We start from the raw sequence: 14,474 nt of genomic DNA on the forward strand, positions 1-14,474 counted from the left end.
ATGCTTGGCGCGAAACTGGCGTTCAGAAACATTAAAGAGGCTGGCCTCAGAACGTGGCTCAATGTGGCTGTTCTTGCCCTGACATTTATTGTTATCGTGGGCTTTCAGGGCCTCTACACAGGCATTCTTGCCCAAAGTTCCAGAGTTATGATCGAAGATGAGGTGGCTGGAGGGCAATACTGGCACCAGAATTATGATCCATACGATGTGCTGTCCATTGATGATGGCCACGGCATTATCCCAAATGGTCTGGTGCAAATGATAGAAAATAAAAAAGCTGTGCCCATCCTTATCCGTCAGGCGACGATCTATCTTTTGGGGCGAGCCCAGGCTGCGGAGCTTAGAGGCATCGAGCCTTCACAGACAATTTTAAACATTCCTTCCCACACCCTTTATGGTAAAGAGGGCGAATTGCCCATCCTTATAGGTAAAAGAATGGCGAAGAACAAAAACCTTTCCATTGGCGACTATGTGACAATACGCTGGAGGGATGTTCACGGAACCTTTGATGCCATGGAAGGGAGAGTAGTGCACATTATGGACACTCAGGTTCCCACTATTGATAGCGGAATCTTGTGGGTGCCCCTTGAAGAGCTGCGTCAAATGACGGCTTTGGAGAATGAAGCCTCTATAGTCGTCGTTAGCCAGAATATCGACCAGATAGAAACGTTCCCCCCATGGCATTTTAATACGCAGGCCTTTTTAATAAGAGACCTTACCGAAATGATAAAGACGAAACGAATTTCCGCTTCAATTATTTACATAATTTTGTTATTCCTGGGCATGCTCGCAATTTTTGATACACAGGTGCTCTCTATCTTCAGGCGAAAAAAGGAGATTGGAACATTAATAGCCTTAGGCATGACAAGAATGCAGGTAGTTATGCTTTTTACTATGGAAGGCGTGATTCAGGGAGTGCTGGCGATTTGCGTTTCATTGATTTTCGGAATGCCTCTTTTATCTTTCCTCTCTGAAAAGGGGCTGTCTATACCCCAGATAGTAGAGGGATATGGTTTCGCCCTTTCAGATAAACTTTACCCCATATACTCAGCAGAGCTTGTTTTAGGAACAATGGTCTTTCTTATGGTGATCGTAACGATTATCAGCTTTTTGCCCTCGAGCAAAATCGCAAAGCTCCAGCCCACAGAAGCGTTAAAGGGGAAAATATCATGATTATTTTTATTCTGAAGGGATTAATGAGAGACCGCTCACGCAGCCTGTTCCCCGTTCTTATGGTCACCGCCGGGGTTTTCTTAACTGTATTCCTCTACTGTTTCATGGAAGGAGCCATGGGGGATTTGATAAGCTCCACGGCGAAGTTTGATACGGGCCATGTAAAGGTTATGACAAAAGCATACAAAGAACTCTCAGACCAGATCCCCAATGATTTGGCCATCATGGGAGTAGAAGACCTGCTCTCTTGGCTGAAAAACAATGAAGAGAACATGTTATGGACTGCGAGAATTCGTTTTGGAGGGCTTCTTGATATCCCAGACGAAAGGGGAGAAACGAAGGCTCAGGGTCCCGCCTTTGGCCTGGGAATAGATCTTTTTGGCGAAAACACTCCCGAAAAGGAACTTTTCAATATAGAGAAATCCATTGTGCGAGGCCATTACCCCAGCCAGCCAAACGAAATATTGATAAGCGATGAATTTGCAAAAAAACTTGGTGTGGATATAGGCGGCACCGTGACCCTTATTGGATCAACCATGTATGGATCTATGGCATTTTATAACTTTAAAGTTGCCGGGACGGTGTTTTTCGGCATGATTCCCATGGATAGAGGCACTGTAATCGCTGATATCAGAGATGTGCAAAATGCTCTTGACATGGCGGATAGCGCAAGTGAAATCGTGGGGTATACGCAGGATATGCTTTACTCAAATGATCGTATGAAAAAGGTGGCTCAGCGGTTTAATAAGGAATTTGCAAGGGAAGATAATGATTTTTCTCCTCTAATGACATCCCTTGGTCAGCAGGATAATTTTGAGGAATACTTGCGATATGCCGGAGCCGTAGCAAGTATTATTGTTGGTATTTTTGTTTTGGCCATGTCTATTGTTCTTTGGAACTCTGGTTTGATGAATGGCCTGCGTCGATACGGAGAAATTGGGGTTCGCCTTGCCATGGGTGAATCGAAGGGGCATTTATACCGCGGGATGATAGTTGAATCATTGATCATTGGGCTCATAGGGTCAATTTTAGGAACCGCTTTAGGACTCGCCATTTCGTATTACATGCAATACACGGGAATAGACTTTGGTGAAATGATGCCTAAATCCAGCATGTTCATATCAAATGTCATACGAGCCCAGGTGACGCCAGCCAGTTACATTATAGGATTCTTGCCGGGAGTTTTTGCCTCTGTTCTGGGGGCCATGTTTGCTGGCATAGGCATCTATAAGAGAGAAACGGCCCAACTTATTAAGGAGCTGGAAATATGAAGAAATTGATCCTTTTGTTATTACTGATAACCCACTGTGCCATTGCCTACGGAGAAGAGCTTTCCGGCATTGGCATTCTTGAGAAAGTGGATGCTAACTATATTGCCGATAACCGAAAGGTTATAAGCACCATGATCGTAAAGGGAAGTAGAGGCACGCGAACCATGCAGGCCCAATCCTGGGTGCAGGGTATGGATAAGGCGTTCAGCGAATTCCTTTCCCCTCCCAGGGACGAGGGGACAAAAATGCTCAAGCTTGGCGATGAACTATGGATATATACGCCAACCACAGACCGTACAATTAAAATAGCAGGCCATATGCTCAGGCGTTCTTTGATGGGATCCGATATATCTTATGAAGATTATATGGAGGATCCCAAATTGAGTAATTTGTACGACGTTGAGCTCGTTGGTGAAGAGAGTTTCAGCAATCGAGACTGTTATGTTCTTGAACTCATTGCCAAAGAAGAAGGGTTGTCGTACCATTCTCGGAAATTGTGGGTAGATAAAGAAAACTATCTTCCTCTGAGAGAGGATCGTTTTGCCAAAAGCGGCAAACTATTAAAAACCTTTTTGATTGACGAGGTTTTCAAAGTTCAAGATCGGTGGTATCCCAAGAAGGCTACGGTTAAAGATGCCCTGGCCTCAGGAGAGGGTACGGAATTTATCATAGAGGCTATTGAATTTAACGTTGAAATACCTGACTACATCTTCTCTAAGGCATCATTGCGAAAATAGCCAGAACGTGGTTAGTGGCAATCTATCCCAAAGGAGAGAAAATAAGGGATGACATTGACAAGGGCCAGGTGATGATGAATCCACGAAGAAAGCTTTTGAAAAACTTGTTGGTTTACCTGATCGCCCAGAAATTCTGGCCTAGGGGCAAGGATATTCTACGAACGTTGAAACCAAAGGGGCGAATTCCCTTCCAGAGGAGGCATAAATGATGAAGTTGAAAAAAGTTGATGCTCAGACGTTGCTTGAATTTACCACTGAAGTTCTTAAATCTTTTGGCTACCCGCAGGCCCAGGCTGATATAACCGCAAAGGTTTTGGTTGAAGCTGACGCGAGGGGCATCCCTTCTCATGGGGTTGCGCGCCTTGCGATGTATAAGAGAAATGTAGCGGGAGGATCCGCCAGGCCAGCAGCAGAACCTGAAGTTATTCATGAAACCCCCGTTTCTCTTTCTGTAGACGGGAAACATGGAATAGGACCCTATATATCAAAGTTTACTATGGAGAAGTGCCTGAAAAAGGGGCTTGAATCAGGAGTCTGTTTTGGTTCTGTAAAAGATTCCAACCATTTTGGGATAGCTGGTTATTGGGCTGATATGGCGACATCCCGCAACATGATAGGCATGGCCTTCACGAACACTCTTAAATGCGGCATTGTAACAGGGGGAAGAGAAAGGCTTCTTGGAACAAACCCTATAGCGGTAGCTATACCGAGAGATAATAAAGAATCATTCCTTCTCGATATGGCCACCACAACAGTTGCTCACGGAAAGATTGAAGTGTATGGCAGACGGAAGAAGGAGATGCCTATTGGCTGGGCCGTGGATGAGTATGGTAAAAACTCATCTGATGCCCGTCATATTGAAGATCTTATTCTCTCTAAAGAGCCTTTTGGAGGGCAATTATACCTTGGCGGAGAGGGCGAGATGTTAGGCGGTCACAAAGGATATGGCCTTGCTCTTCTTGTAGAGCTGTTGTGTTCAGGTCTTTCTCTTGGGACCTGGAGCAGGTACACTTTCCAAGGTGGGGAAGGGTCAGGAACCGCCCATTTCTTTGCAGTTTTCAGACTTGATTTGTTTGGAGATGCGGAAAAAATTAAAAAGCATGTTGATTCTATTCTTACTGAAATTCAGAACAGTGAAAGAGCACCGGGCTATGACAGAATCTACGTTCACGGAGAAAAAGAATGGGGGAACAGGGCTGTTTCTATAAAGGATGGAGTTCCTCTTGATGCAGCTACGTGCACTCTTCTTGAGGGCTTTGCCAAGGACTACAACATACCCAGCCTCTTTAATTAAAACCTGCATATACGAAAATAGAAAGCAAGTTAAAGAGCCCAGCCGATTAACAGCGGCTGGGCTCTTTTGCACGTATCTATACAGTGAAAGTCCGGAATGGGGCTAGCCGCCCCATCCTGTTCGTTTTTACCAAGTGTTCTGGATTACATCGTATCTATAATTGACGGCAACTATCGCTTTCTTTCCCGACACTGCTTGCCGAAAGATGACTCATTATTTTAAGGCCATAAGCCTTCATATTCCTTGCAGCAGAAATTACTTTTAGAAGATCAACGTTAGTATGGACACCAATTTTCTCTAAGAAATTGACCAAGTCTTCTGTGGCAACATTTCCAGCAGCGCCAGGAGCAAAGGGACATCCACCCAGTCCTCCTGCAGCAGAATCAAAACAGTTGAATCCCAGATGCAAGGCTGCTAGAGTGTTCACCAATGCCATTCCATGGGTGTCATGAAGGTGAAGGAAGAATGGATAGTTTCCGTATTTTCCTCTGATTTTTGAAAGTGTCGTAGTCACTTCGAATGGATTAGCAGTTCCGATAGTGTCAGCAAGTGTAATTCCATGCACTCCTATTTCGAATATGGCATCGAGAACCCTGATCACGTTATCTGGATCAACGGCGCCTTCAAAGGGGCATTCAAATGCGGTAGCAACAGAAACGCATAGTTTGGTTTCTCCTTTTATTGCTGCTACCCTTTTGAGCTCTTCTAGAGATTCGGCTACGGTTCTCTTGGTGTTTGCTTTGTTGTGAGATTCACTGGCAGACAGTACAAAGTTGATCCAGTCAGGGTTAACTTTAAGAGCGTTTTCGGCGCCTCTAAGGTTAGGAATAAGCACTACAGAATCTACTTTGTCCTTCCATCTCTTGTTGAACTCTTCCATTACATCCGCTGCGTCTGCCATTTGAGGGATGGCTTTAGGGCTTACAAAGGATGTAACCTCCATTATTGAAATTCCAGTTTCAACCAAGGTGTTTATGAATTTTACCTTATCTTCTGTAGGTATGAAGTCCCTAACACTTTGAAAACCGTCTCTCGGACATACTTCACGAATGGTTGCCGAATGGGGGATCTGCTTGTCCATCATTAAAGAACACCTTTCCCTTCTAATTCTTTGACCTTTTCAATATCAAGGCCAAGAAGTTCTTCTAGTATCTCGGCATTATGCTGCCCAAGGAGAGGAGAGTGAGTTCTTATCGAGGTGGGGGTATCCGAAAGCTTAATATGGCTTCCAGTTATCGTCAGCTCTCCCGCTATCGGATGGTTAGTTTTAACAAACATTTCCCGGTCTCCCGCTATGTGGGGGTCATTTACGATTTTATCTATAGTCATTATGGGAGCGCAAGGAATTCCAGCCTTATTTATTAAGTCAAATGCTTCTTGGACAGTATGTTTCATGGTCCATTCTTCGACAATAACCTTGAGTTCTTCGTGTTTCCCCACACGGTCTTTGACTTCAAGGTATTCTGGGGCTTCTGCCAACTCAGGTTTTCCTATTACCTGACAAAGACTTTGCCATAGTTTATTGTTAGCAGCTCCGATTACAAGACTACCGTCGGAAGCCTTGAAGGAATCGTAAGGATAAGTAGACTCGTAACGATTGCCAATTCTTTGTGGAACCCTTCCTTCAACAAGATAAATCATGTTAATGATCTCGAGGCTCGCTACTGCAGAGTCTACAAGGGCGATATCGACTTTCTGGCCTATCCCAGTTATATTTCTTGAATTGACTGCAGCAAGAATGCCAATAGCACAGGAAAGGCCTGCCAAAACATCTCCCATTGCAGTTCCTGTACGGGTCGGTTCTCCTCCAGGCCATCCAGTAGTGCTCATAAGACCGCTCATAGCTTGGGCTATGATGTCATATCCAGGGCGCATTTTGTATGGCCCTGTATGCCCAAATCCAGAAATAGCGGCATAAATGATGCGTGGGTTGACTTCTTTCAGAGTTTCATAACCGATACCTAGTTTTTCCATTGTGCCGGGACGAAAATTTTCTGTCACAATGTCTGCTTTCTTGACCATTTTAAGAAAGAGTTCTTTCCCCACAGGATCTTTAAGATTAAGAGTCATTCCCCTTTTATTTCTGTTAAGGTTTATATAATAGGCACTTTCACCCTTTTGAAAGGGGCCCATAAAACGAGTATCATCACCTCGACCTGCTTGCTCGATCTTTATAACATCTGCCCCCATGTCGGCAAGCATCATTGTGCAGAAAGGCCCAGCCAATACCCTCGTGAGATCTAGTACCTTCAGATTTGTTAGTGCACCTTTTACCCCCATTAAATTTCCACACCCTTTCAGTAATATTTACAGTACAAGTTTCATTTTAAAAACATAGAAAAGCATTCATTCTCCTCGGAAATTGAACTAGTGAAATTTAAGGTAATATTCTTTCCTCACAATCTAAATGTTTCATAAAAAACGCATCCGATTTTAATGCTCGAAAGGTAAACTCTCACGGGAAACTAGTTTTTATTGAGGTTGTTGGCAATCATATTTTCATGAAGGAAGTAATCGCATTGCTTTGCGATGGCTAGTATAAAGTTTTTGCTTGTTTTAAGGTGATCTGCAATCTCGCGGGCAATGGTTTAATCTTCCAGGAAAGAAATTTTTGCTAATAAAAACCTCAGGTAGATCCAGTCACCGCTTTTGTTGATAGTCGACAAAATTATATATCTATATTCTTTTTTGTCAATTAAGTCGAACAAGGAATATTATGCATTTCACCTATCTATCATGAAAATAAAGCTAGCTGATGATAATGAGGATACGCTCTATGATTGAGATGCACGAGCTCTTTTAACTCAGATGTCTTCTAGTTTCTTTGTTTTTTACTACATCGCGTATATTTATATTTTGTAATGATAATCTGCTAATTAGATTCTCTAAACGATGCGTGCTAAATGACAATAATAATAGGAAAAATAAAAACCAGGGTTTTCTTTTTTAGTCGTCAAATTTTATTTTAAGAAGTTATTTAGAGTATATGTCGACACTATAGGCAAAAAACGGTAATTTTTGTTTCTTATCCTGCTGTTTTAGCGGTGTTTTGAAGTTATAAAAGCGCTTTTTAGCCCTAGTTGCAAAGGATCCCTTATTGCTGTATATTAAACATAATAGTAGTTAACTGTCGACTAATTGTAATTATATCGAGGCTTGTAAGGAGTAGAAATTATATGGTCAATAAAAAATGCGGTTCTGATGAAACGATTACATCTCAAGTGGTGAATTACATAAGAAATCAAATTCTTGTCTCAAAGAAGTATAAAAAGGGGGACAAGATAGTTGAGTCCAAAATCGCAGAAAAATTTAATATTAGCCGAGCTCCGGTAAGGGAGGCTCTTCGTCGTCTCGAGAGTCATGGTCTGGTAACCACCATTCCTCGAAGAGGAGCCTTTGTCAGTGCTTTTTCCGTGGAAGAAATGGAAGAGATTTATGGCTTGCGTTACCTTTTGGAAGGGAGCATATATGAGGCTTTGGTTAAAAAAGAACTTCTGAAAGAATCGGATTTCAGTTATCTCTCATGGCTCATTGACCAAATGGTGAAAATAGCACGATCTGAGATGACACCTGATGAAAAGGTTTTGGCCTTTTTTAAAAAAGATATAGAGTTCCATTACTTCACATGGCTCAAAGCAGAACGCCCTCGGACAATGAATATTCTGTCTGACTTGTATCATCAGCTGGAATTGGGAATGCTTGACGATCTTAGCAATGAAAAAAACCTTGAGGAAGCTGCTCGTAATCATTATAAAATCTTGGAATTCTTAAAAAGTGGGGAGCTCGAAAAACTTAATGAGAGCAGATCCTGGAGTCTTTTTGCAAGAAGGATAGAAAACATTAAATCCAAAGGTTAATTTTGTTTGCGAACGTCGAAAGATATTGGCAGTTAACAAGAGTTCATATGTTATAGGAGAGTATCGCTATTTTGAACAAGGAATAAAATAATGGAGGTGTAAGGAAAATGAAACTTGGGAGATTTTTTTCAACAGCTATTGTAGTAGCACTAATTATGACTTTTTGTGCTTTTCCAGCAATGGCGGCGGCATGGAGACTTTCCAACCAGCTTCCACCATCACACTTCATCTCCGAGGGTATGGATTGCTTTGCCCAGAAAGTTGCAGAGTACTCCAATGGAAAAATGAAAGTCGAGGTTTTTCACTCAGCACAGCTTTTTAAGGATACTGAGATCGTAGAAGCTGTTCAAGAAGGACTTGTTGAGCTGGCCTTGGTACCAGTCAACAAGTGGTCAGGGATGGTTCTCGCAGCTGATGTTTTTGAGATGCCCTTCATTTTCAAAGATCTTGACTCCCCCAAAAAGTTCATAGAGAGCGGTGCAGGAGATATTCTTGACAATGAATTTATGGGCAAGGGAGCAAAGGTTGTTTTTTGGGTAGATTACGGTCTTGTCCAATTCTATAACAGCAAGCGTCCACTAGCGAAACCTGCTGATTTTGCTGGTCTTAAAATAAGAACCTTTAGCAAGGGGACAGCTGATACAGTAAAGGCTCTGGGCGGTATCCCCGCAGTGATGAGCTCTTCTGAAATGTATATGGCTCTTCAGAGAGGCACCGTTGATGGTGCCACCACAGGAATGCCTGCTGCTGTTTCAAGAAAAATATTTGAAGTTCAGAAGTATATGACCCTTGCGAACTATACTACTGCCCAGTTTTTCGTCCAGGCGAACTTGGAATGGTGGGATTCACTTAAGGATGAAGAAAAGGAAGTTCTCCTTAAAGCCGGGGAAGATGCGGCCACATTTATCCGTGGATCAATAACTGCAGCTGAAGAGAAAGCCTATAACGTTATTAAAGATGGTGGAGTTCAGATTTACGAGCTCAATGATGAGGAAAGAGCAGTTTTCATGAAAGCGACAGAGCCTGTAAGGGATGCCTTTGTTAAGGAAACTGGCGAAGTCGGTAAAAAACTCATGGAAATCGTAGCATCCCTTGACTAACAGCAACGAAAATAAATTTTTAAAGTAAAAACTTTAGCATCATTTTAGTGAAGGGAGAAGGGTGCACAACCTTCTCCCTTCACTAAAACATAATGTTCTACCTTTTATTTGTAAAAATGAGGGGAACTTGAATTTAATAGAGTATTAAGATCAAGTTTGTTAGGTTGAGAAATTCTTGACATCCAAAGGTTCAATGGTGTTTTTGTTTTTCAGAAAATTATTTTCAGTAAGACGGGGGGAGTAGTCTTGTTCTCATCTTTAAAAAAACTTGCAGAAAGGTTAAATCTCCTGATTGGATACAGCAGCGGTTTAGGTATTCTGCTAATGGGGATCATCCTTTTTTATGAAGTTGTAGCAAGGTACGTCTTCAACTCACCAACTATTTGGGCACAAGAAATATCAGTTTTTATCTTCATGTGGACTATGTTAGCAGGTGCTGCCTATACGCTGCAAGTAGGCAAACATGTACGGATAGATCTCTTAGTCATTAGATTTTCAGAAAAGACTCAAAATTACCTTGAATTCTTTACTAGTATCATGGGAATGCTCTTTTCTGCTTATGTAACATTACAGGGTTTTGAAATGTTGAAGGTTACGCTTAAATATAATAAGTTGTCAGCGACGCCGCTGAGAGTTCCACTGTGGATTCCTCAACTTGCCCTTCCTGTGGGATTCGGCCTTCTCACTCTTCAGTTCATAATAATCTTAGGCGCTAAATTTCCTACCTTTAGCGGACATGAAAAAAAGGAGGGGGAAAATCAATGCTAAATTTCCTCTTGGTTATAGGCCTTCTTCTTATAATTCTTTTTATGGGACTTCCTGTTGCTTTCTCTCTGGGCTCTACTTCTGTTTTGCTTATATTTCTTTATAGTCTTCCTACCAAGATTGTTGGAACTACAATGTTTTCAGGCATGGAAAGCTTTACCCTTTTGTCCATACCTTTGTTTATTCTGATGAGCCAAATTCTTTTGGATGGAAGGGTCGGAGATGACCTTTTTGAAGTAATGAATGCCTGGGTCAGACATCTTCCTGGGGGACTTGCCGTTGCCACTATCCTTGCCTGTGCTTTCTTTTCAGCCATAACAGGGTCAGGTGCAGCAACAGCTGCTACCATTGGAATGGTGGCATATCCAGCAATGATAGAGAGAGGGTACGATAAAAAATTTACTTTGGGACTTCTTGCTGCCGGGGGAACACTGGGTATTCTGATCCCCCCAAGTATTCCTATGATTCTCTATGGTGCAATTACTGAGGAATCTGTGGGAAAGCTTTTCATTGCAGGAGTGATACCTGGGCTCGTGCTGACCGCCATTTTTGTTATTTATGCTGTAATAAAAAGCATGAGGGGAGGCTTTACTCCCATGGAGAGAACCAGCTGGCCTGAAAGATTAGCGGTAACTCGAAAGAATATCTGGGGAATTTTTCTTCCGATACTTATCATCGGTGGTATCTATAGTGGGATTTTTACCCCCACCGAAGCTGCATCAGTAGGTTTAATCTACAGCCTTATCATTACCGTAGTGATTTACAAAACTATAAAATTGAAGGAACTACCCGAAATCTGTCTGAAATCGGTGGGTACTTCCTGTATGATTGCAGTCATAATTGCTGCAGCAGTCCTCTTTGGTAAGGTCATGACAATGCTTATGATACCGCAAAAATTGACTCAGTTAATTATAGAGAACAATTTGTCGCCTCTTATGTTCATTCTCGCTATGAACCTGTTTATGATAGTACTAGGGATGATACTTGAAACAGTTTCTATCATTTTACTTACCATGCCTTTGGTCACTCCCATTCTCTTTGCTTTGAATATTGACCCAATCTGGTATGCTGTTATCCTCACCATAAACATGACCATGGCATTGATAACACCTCCCGTAGGGATGAATCTTTACGTTATAAATGGTCTGCGCGATGACATCTGCATGTCAGACATCATCCAGGGAGTATGGCCCTTCATCATACTCATGGCATTCATGTTGCTACTTTCTATAGCATTCCCGCAAATGAGTCTCTGGTTGCCATCAATAATGCATTAAGTCAGGAAGTGGACAGGTGATGTAGTTTTGAAAAAGGAAAATAGCAGAATCAGATTGAGGAAACTTCTTTCCAGAAAAGAAATATTAGTAGTTCCTGGTGTACATGATGGACTAACTGCCAGGATAGTTGAAATAGAGGGTTTTAATGCTCTCTATATGACGGGTTACGGAACTTCTGCGAGCATGTTGGGCAAACCTGATGTGGGATTACTTACCTTAACCGAGATGGCGGCAAGGGCATCTCGACTTGTAGATGCTGTGGATATCCCAGTCATAGCAGATGCGGATACAGGTTATGGCAATGCCGTGAATGTGACCAGAACTGTAAGGGAATATGAAAAAGCTGGTGTTGCATGCCTGCAGTTGGAAGACCAGGTAGCACCCAAGAAGTGTGGTCATATGCTGGGTAGGGAGATAATATCAATTGAAGAGATGACAGGAAAGATAAAAGCAGCCTGTGACGCCAGACAGGATGATGAGCTTTTGATTATGGCTCGAACTGATGCCAGAACCAGTTTTGGCATCAAAGAAGCGATAGAAAGAGGCAAAGCCTACGAAGAAGCTGGCGCAGATATTATTTTTATTGAATCTCCTGAAACAGAAGAGGAAATGAAACAAATTACTTCCAGTTTTTCTGTTCCTGTTCTCGCTAATATGGTGGAACATGGCCGTACCCCATTTCTTCCAGTATCTGCGCTCGAAGAAATAGGTTATGATCTGGTAATTTTCCCTGTGACCTCTACCTATGTCATAGCAAAGGCAGTGTCAGAAGTAATGAAAGTCCTTAAAGAAACGGGGTCTACGGGAAATATAGTAGATAAGATGATAGCCTTTGAAGAGTTCAACAAACTTATCGGATTACCTGCTATTTGTGAAATAGAGAAACGATACTCCACCGAAGGGAAATAGCAGCGGACAATTAATCTTCTGGGTGATTGCTCAACTTTTGAGGATTAGCTACGAAAAAATCAACTGGATGGAGGAGTAGCCATGAAAAAATCAACATTACTCAGAAAGAGGCTTAAGGAATCTCGGGCTATTTTAGCACCAGGGGTCTATGATTCGCTAAGTGCCAGAATATGTGAAATGGTTGGATTTGAAGCTCTTCAGCATTCGGGATACGGTACAGCTGCTGCGACATTGGGACAGCCTGACATTGGACTTCTCACTCTTTCCGAAATGACTTCTCAGGTCAGAGCCATAGCAAGAGCTGTCAATATTCCTGTGGTTGGTGATTCTGATAATGGTTTTGGAAATGCCATCAATGCCTATCGTACGGTACAGGAGTATATAGCAGCAGGGGCGGCAGGGCTTTTTATGGAGGATCAGGTTGCCCCAAAAAGATGTGGACACATGGAAGGCAAACAAGTGATCTCGTATGAAGAAATGGAGGGCAAGCTCCGGGCTGCCATGGATGCAAAAAAGGATCTTGATCCCGATTTTGTGATTATATACCGGACAGATGCCATTGCAGTTAATGGGTACCAAGATGCACTTACCAGAGCTAAGAGAGCCGCTGATTTTGGAGTGGATATGGTGTTTGTTGAAGCCCTGGAAACACGCGACCAGATCGAGAAAACGGCCGTAGAGCTTAGGGGCATTCCTCTAATGCTTAACCTCATAGAAGGAGGCAAAACACCCCTCATCCCAATAGAGGAAGCAGAGGAGATGGGGTATAAATGGGTTGTACCTGCTCTTTCTACCCTTTATTCAGCAGCAAAGGGTATGTTTGATGTGATGAGTGAAATCAAAGAAAAAGGAGTATCCGATCGATACCTTGATAAACTTATATCGTTTAGGGAATTTGCAGAAGTGGTTAACCTTGAGTATATCAGAAAAATGGAAGAAGAGTATCTTCCTAAAAGTGTAATTGAGGAAAAATACCACGGCAAAGAGAAGATAGTAGGATAAGAGGCCCTTGTTTAAAGGAATCAATTGAGCTAAGCCAAAGGCTTGAGCAGCCCAGGGAGCAAGTTAAAGAGCCCAACCGATTAACAGCGGCTGGGCTCTTACGTTAAATCAGATTGCTTCTTTTTTGTATGGAAATATTAGCTAATCCTGAGGTTCCCAGGTTTCTTTGCAGCGGTCGAGGATGTACTCCCAGTCCTTCTCTATATCGGCTTGGGCCTGTTCTAGAAGGGCTTTGGTCTTCTCACCTTTAAAGAGGTGGGAATATCGTCCCTGAGGTTTCAGGAATTCCTCTACAGGTACCCGTTTTTTAGGCTTGTATGAGAGTTTCCATTCTCCGTCAATAACCTCATAAATGGGCCAGAAACGAGTATCAGCGGCTTTTTTGCAGATATCTCCCTGAAGGGCGGGATCGATTCTCCAGAAAAGAACACATGGAACAAGAATATTTACAAAAGCTGGTCCTGGAGTTTCAATAGCCCTCTTAACCTTGGCGGCTACATCCATGTGATTGAACAACGTTGTCTGAGCCACGTAAGGGACATGGTGGGCCGCTGCGATGCTTGTAAGATCTTTGGGCTTTTGCAGTTTGCCGGGAATGACGCTGCCTGCTGGAGAAGTGGTGGCATTGGCTCCTCGAGGCGTGGCGCTGCTTCGCTGGGCTCCAGTGTTCATATACCCCTGGTTGTTGTAGCAAATGTAGGTAAAGTCATGACCTCTTTCGAGGGCACCTGAAAGGGACTGAAGTCCAATATCGTAGGTTCCGCCATCGCCGCCAAAAGCGACGAACTTGATCTCTTTGTCTATTTTCCCTCTCTTCTTCAGAGCCTGATAGGCTGCTTCTACGCCAGAAACTCCAGCTCCGGCATTTTCAAAAGCCGTGTGAATCCATGGCACGCGCCAGGCGCTAAAGGGGTACACAGTTGTAGAAACCTCAAGGCATCCAGTAGCGTTAACCACTACGAGGGGGAAATCTACTCCCATGAGTCCCTGGTGTACAGCCGTAGGGGCTCCGCAACCAGGGCACATGCGGTGTCCCTGTGTCATAGGGCTTTTTTTATGAACAACATCTTTTATTCTTATACTCATCTT

The 14,474-nt window shown here is 42.9% G+C and carries 13 protein-coding genes; 10 read left to right on the plus strand and 3 right to left on the minus strand.

All coding sequences use genetic code 11. The annotated features are described in order from the left end of the window. The 4 genes from BUC50_RS06730 to BUC50_RS06745 all read left to right on the plus strand — a co-directional run bounded on the left by BUC50_RS06730 (position 1) and on the right by BUC50_RS06745 (position 4,475). Positions 1-1,173: an ABC transporter permease gene (locus BUC50_RS06730; RefSeq protein ID WP_286677263.1), complete on the plus strand. Its 1,173-nt coding sequence runs from the start codon at positions 1-3 to the stop codon at positions 1,171-1,173. Continuing rightward, the gene (locus BUC50_RS06735; RefSeq protein WP_013048708.1) at positions 1,170-2,444 is read left to right on the plus strand and encodes an ABC transporter permease; all 1,275 of its coding nucleotides are present in this window, start codon (positions 1,170-1,172) and stop codon (positions 2,442-2,444) included. Before BUC50_RS06730 ends, BUC50_RS06735 begins: the two co-directional genes overlap by 4 nt. Continuing rightward, positions 2,441-3,181: an outer membrane lipoprotein-sorting protein gene (locus BUC50_RS06740; RefSeq protein ID WP_273015502.1), complete on the plus strand. Its 741-nt coding sequence runs from the start codon at positions 2,441-2,443 to the stop codon at positions 3,179-3,181. Before BUC50_RS06735 ends, BUC50_RS06740 begins: the two co-directional genes overlap by 4 nt. A gap of 205 nt (positions 3,182-3,386) precedes the next feature. Next, positions 3,387-4,475, plus strand: a complete 1,089-nt coding sequence (locus tag BUC50_RS06745) for an Ldh family oxidoreductase (protein ID WP_013048706.1) — start codon at positions 3,387-3,389, stop codon at positions 4,473-4,475. Positions 4,476-4,629: 154 nt separating this feature from the next. Here the strand turns inward: BUC50_RS06745 and BUC50_RS06750 are convergent, their stop codons facing one another. Continuing rightward, positions 4,630-5,559 (minus strand): hydroxymethylglutaryl-CoA lyase, encoded by a 930-nt coding sequence (locus tag BUC50_RS06750; protein WP_013048705.1) that lies wholly within the window; start codon positions 5,557-5,559, stop codon positions 4,630-4,632. After that, on the minus strand, positions 5,559-6,755 hold the full coding sequence (locus BUC50_RS06755) for a CaiB/BaiF CoA transferase family protein (RefSeq protein ID WP_013048704.1): 1,197 nt from the start codon (positions 6,753-6,755) through the stop codon (positions 5,559-5,561). The genes BUC50_RS06750 and BUC50_RS06755 overlap by 1 nt, the downstream gene beginning before the upstream one ends. An 896-nt stretch (positions 6,756-7,651) precedes the next feature. Here BUC50_RS06755 and BUC50_RS06760 point away from each other — a divergent pair. From BUC50_RS06760 to BUC50_RS06785, 6 genes are all read left to right on the plus strand, one after another. After that, positions 7,652-8,332, plus strand: coding sequence for a GntR family transcriptional regulator (locus tag BUC50_RS06760; RefSeq protein WP_013048703.1), 681 nt, complete (start codon positions 7,652-7,654; stop codon positions 8,330-8,332). Between the two features lie 107 nt (positions 8,333-8,439). After that, entirely contained in the window at positions 8,440-9,432 is a 993-nt protein-coding gene (locus BUC50_RS06765; protein ID WP_013048702.1) for a DctP family TRAP transporter solute-binding subunit, read from the plus strand. 246 nt (positions 9,433-9,678) lie between these two features. After that, positions 9,679-10,200: a TRAP transporter small permease subunit gene (locus tag BUC50_RS06770; protein ID WP_013048701.1), complete on the plus strand. Its 522-nt coding sequence runs from the start codon at positions 9,679-9,681 to the stop codon at positions 10,198-10,200. Then, a complete protein-coding gene (locus BUC50_RS06775) occupies positions 10,194-11,474 on the plus strand; it encodes a TRAP transporter large permease (RefSeq protein ID WP_013048700.1) in 1,281 nt (426 codons plus the stop codon). Before BUC50_RS06770 ends, BUC50_RS06775 begins: the two co-directional genes overlap by 7 nt. Before the next feature lie 27 nt (positions 11,475-11,501). Beyond that, positions 11,502-12,383, plus strand: a complete 882-nt coding sequence (locus BUC50_RS06780) for an isocitrate lyase/PEP mutase family protein (RefSeq protein ID WP_013048699.1) — start codon at positions 11,502-11,504, stop codon at positions 12,381-12,383. 81 nt (positions 12,384-12,464) lie between these two features. Continuing rightward, the gene (locus BUC50_RS06785; RefSeq protein WP_013048698.1) at positions 12,465-13,385 is read left to right on the plus strand and encodes an isocitrate lyase/PEP mutase family protein; all 921 of its coding nucleotides are present in this window, start codon (positions 12,465-12,467) and stop codon (positions 13,383-13,385) included. 141 nt (positions 13,386-13,526) lie between these two features. Here the strand turns inward: BUC50_RS06785 and BUC50_RS06790 are convergent, their stop codons facing one another. Next, complete coding sequence (locus BUC50_RS06790) at positions 13,527-14,471, minus strand: thiamine pyrophosphate-dependent enzyme (RefSeq protein ID WP_273015318.1); 945 nt, start codon at positions 14,469-14,471, stop codon at positions 13,527-13,529. Between the last annotated feature and the right edge of the window lie 3 nt (positions 14,472-14,474).

Origin of the sequence: Aminobacterium sp. EBM-42 (genome assembly GCF_001896635.1) — a bacterium.
In the GTDB taxonomy this organism is placed as follows: domain Bacteria; phylum Synergistota; class Synergistia; order Synergistales; family Aminobacteriaceae; genus Aminobacterium; species Aminobacterium colombiense.

Coding starts and splice junctions, on each gene's coding strand:
- BUC50_RS06730 (WP_286677263.1), top strand. CDS start 1: ATGCTTGGCGCGAAACTGGCGTTCAGAAACATTAAAGAGGCTGGCCTC.
- BUC50_RS06735 (WP_013048708.1), top strand. CDS start 1,170: ATGATTATTTTTATTCTGAAGGGATTAATGAGAGACCGCTCACGCAGC.
- BUC50_RS06740 (WP_273015502.1), top strand. CDS start 2,441: ATGAAGAAATTGATCCTTTTGTTATTACTGATAACCCACTGTGCCATT.
- BUC50_RS06745 (WP_013048706.1), top strand. CDS start 3,387: ATGATGAAGTTGAAAAAAGTTGATGCTCAGACGTTGCTTGAATTTACC.
- BUC50_RS06750 (WP_013048705.1), bottom strand. CDS start 5,559: ATGATGGACAAGCAGATCCCCCATTCGGCAACCATTCGTGAAGTATGT.
- BUC50_RS06755 (WP_013048704.1), bottom strand. CDS start 6,755: ATGGGGGTAAAAGGTGCACTAACAAATCTGAAGGTACTAGATCTCACG.
- BUC50_RS06760 (WP_013048703.1), top strand. CDS start 7,652: ATGGTCAATAAAAAATGCGGTTCTGATGAAACGATTACATCTCAAGTG.
- BUC50_RS06765 (WP_013048702.1), top strand. CDS start 8,440: ATGAAACTTGGGAGATTTTTTTCAACAGCTATTGTAGTAGCACTAATT.
- BUC50_RS06775 (WP_013048700.1), top strand. CDS start 10,194: ATGCTAAATTTCCTCTTGGTTATAGGCCTTCTTCTTATAATTCTTTTT.
- BUC50_RS06785 (WP_013048698.1), top strand. CDS start 12,465: ATGAAAAAATCAACATTACTCAGAAAGAGGCTTAAGGAATCTCGGGCT.
- BUC50_RS06790 (WP_273015318.1), bottom strand. CDS start 14,471: ATGAGTATAAGAATAAAAGATGTTGTTCATAAAAAAAGCCCTATGACA.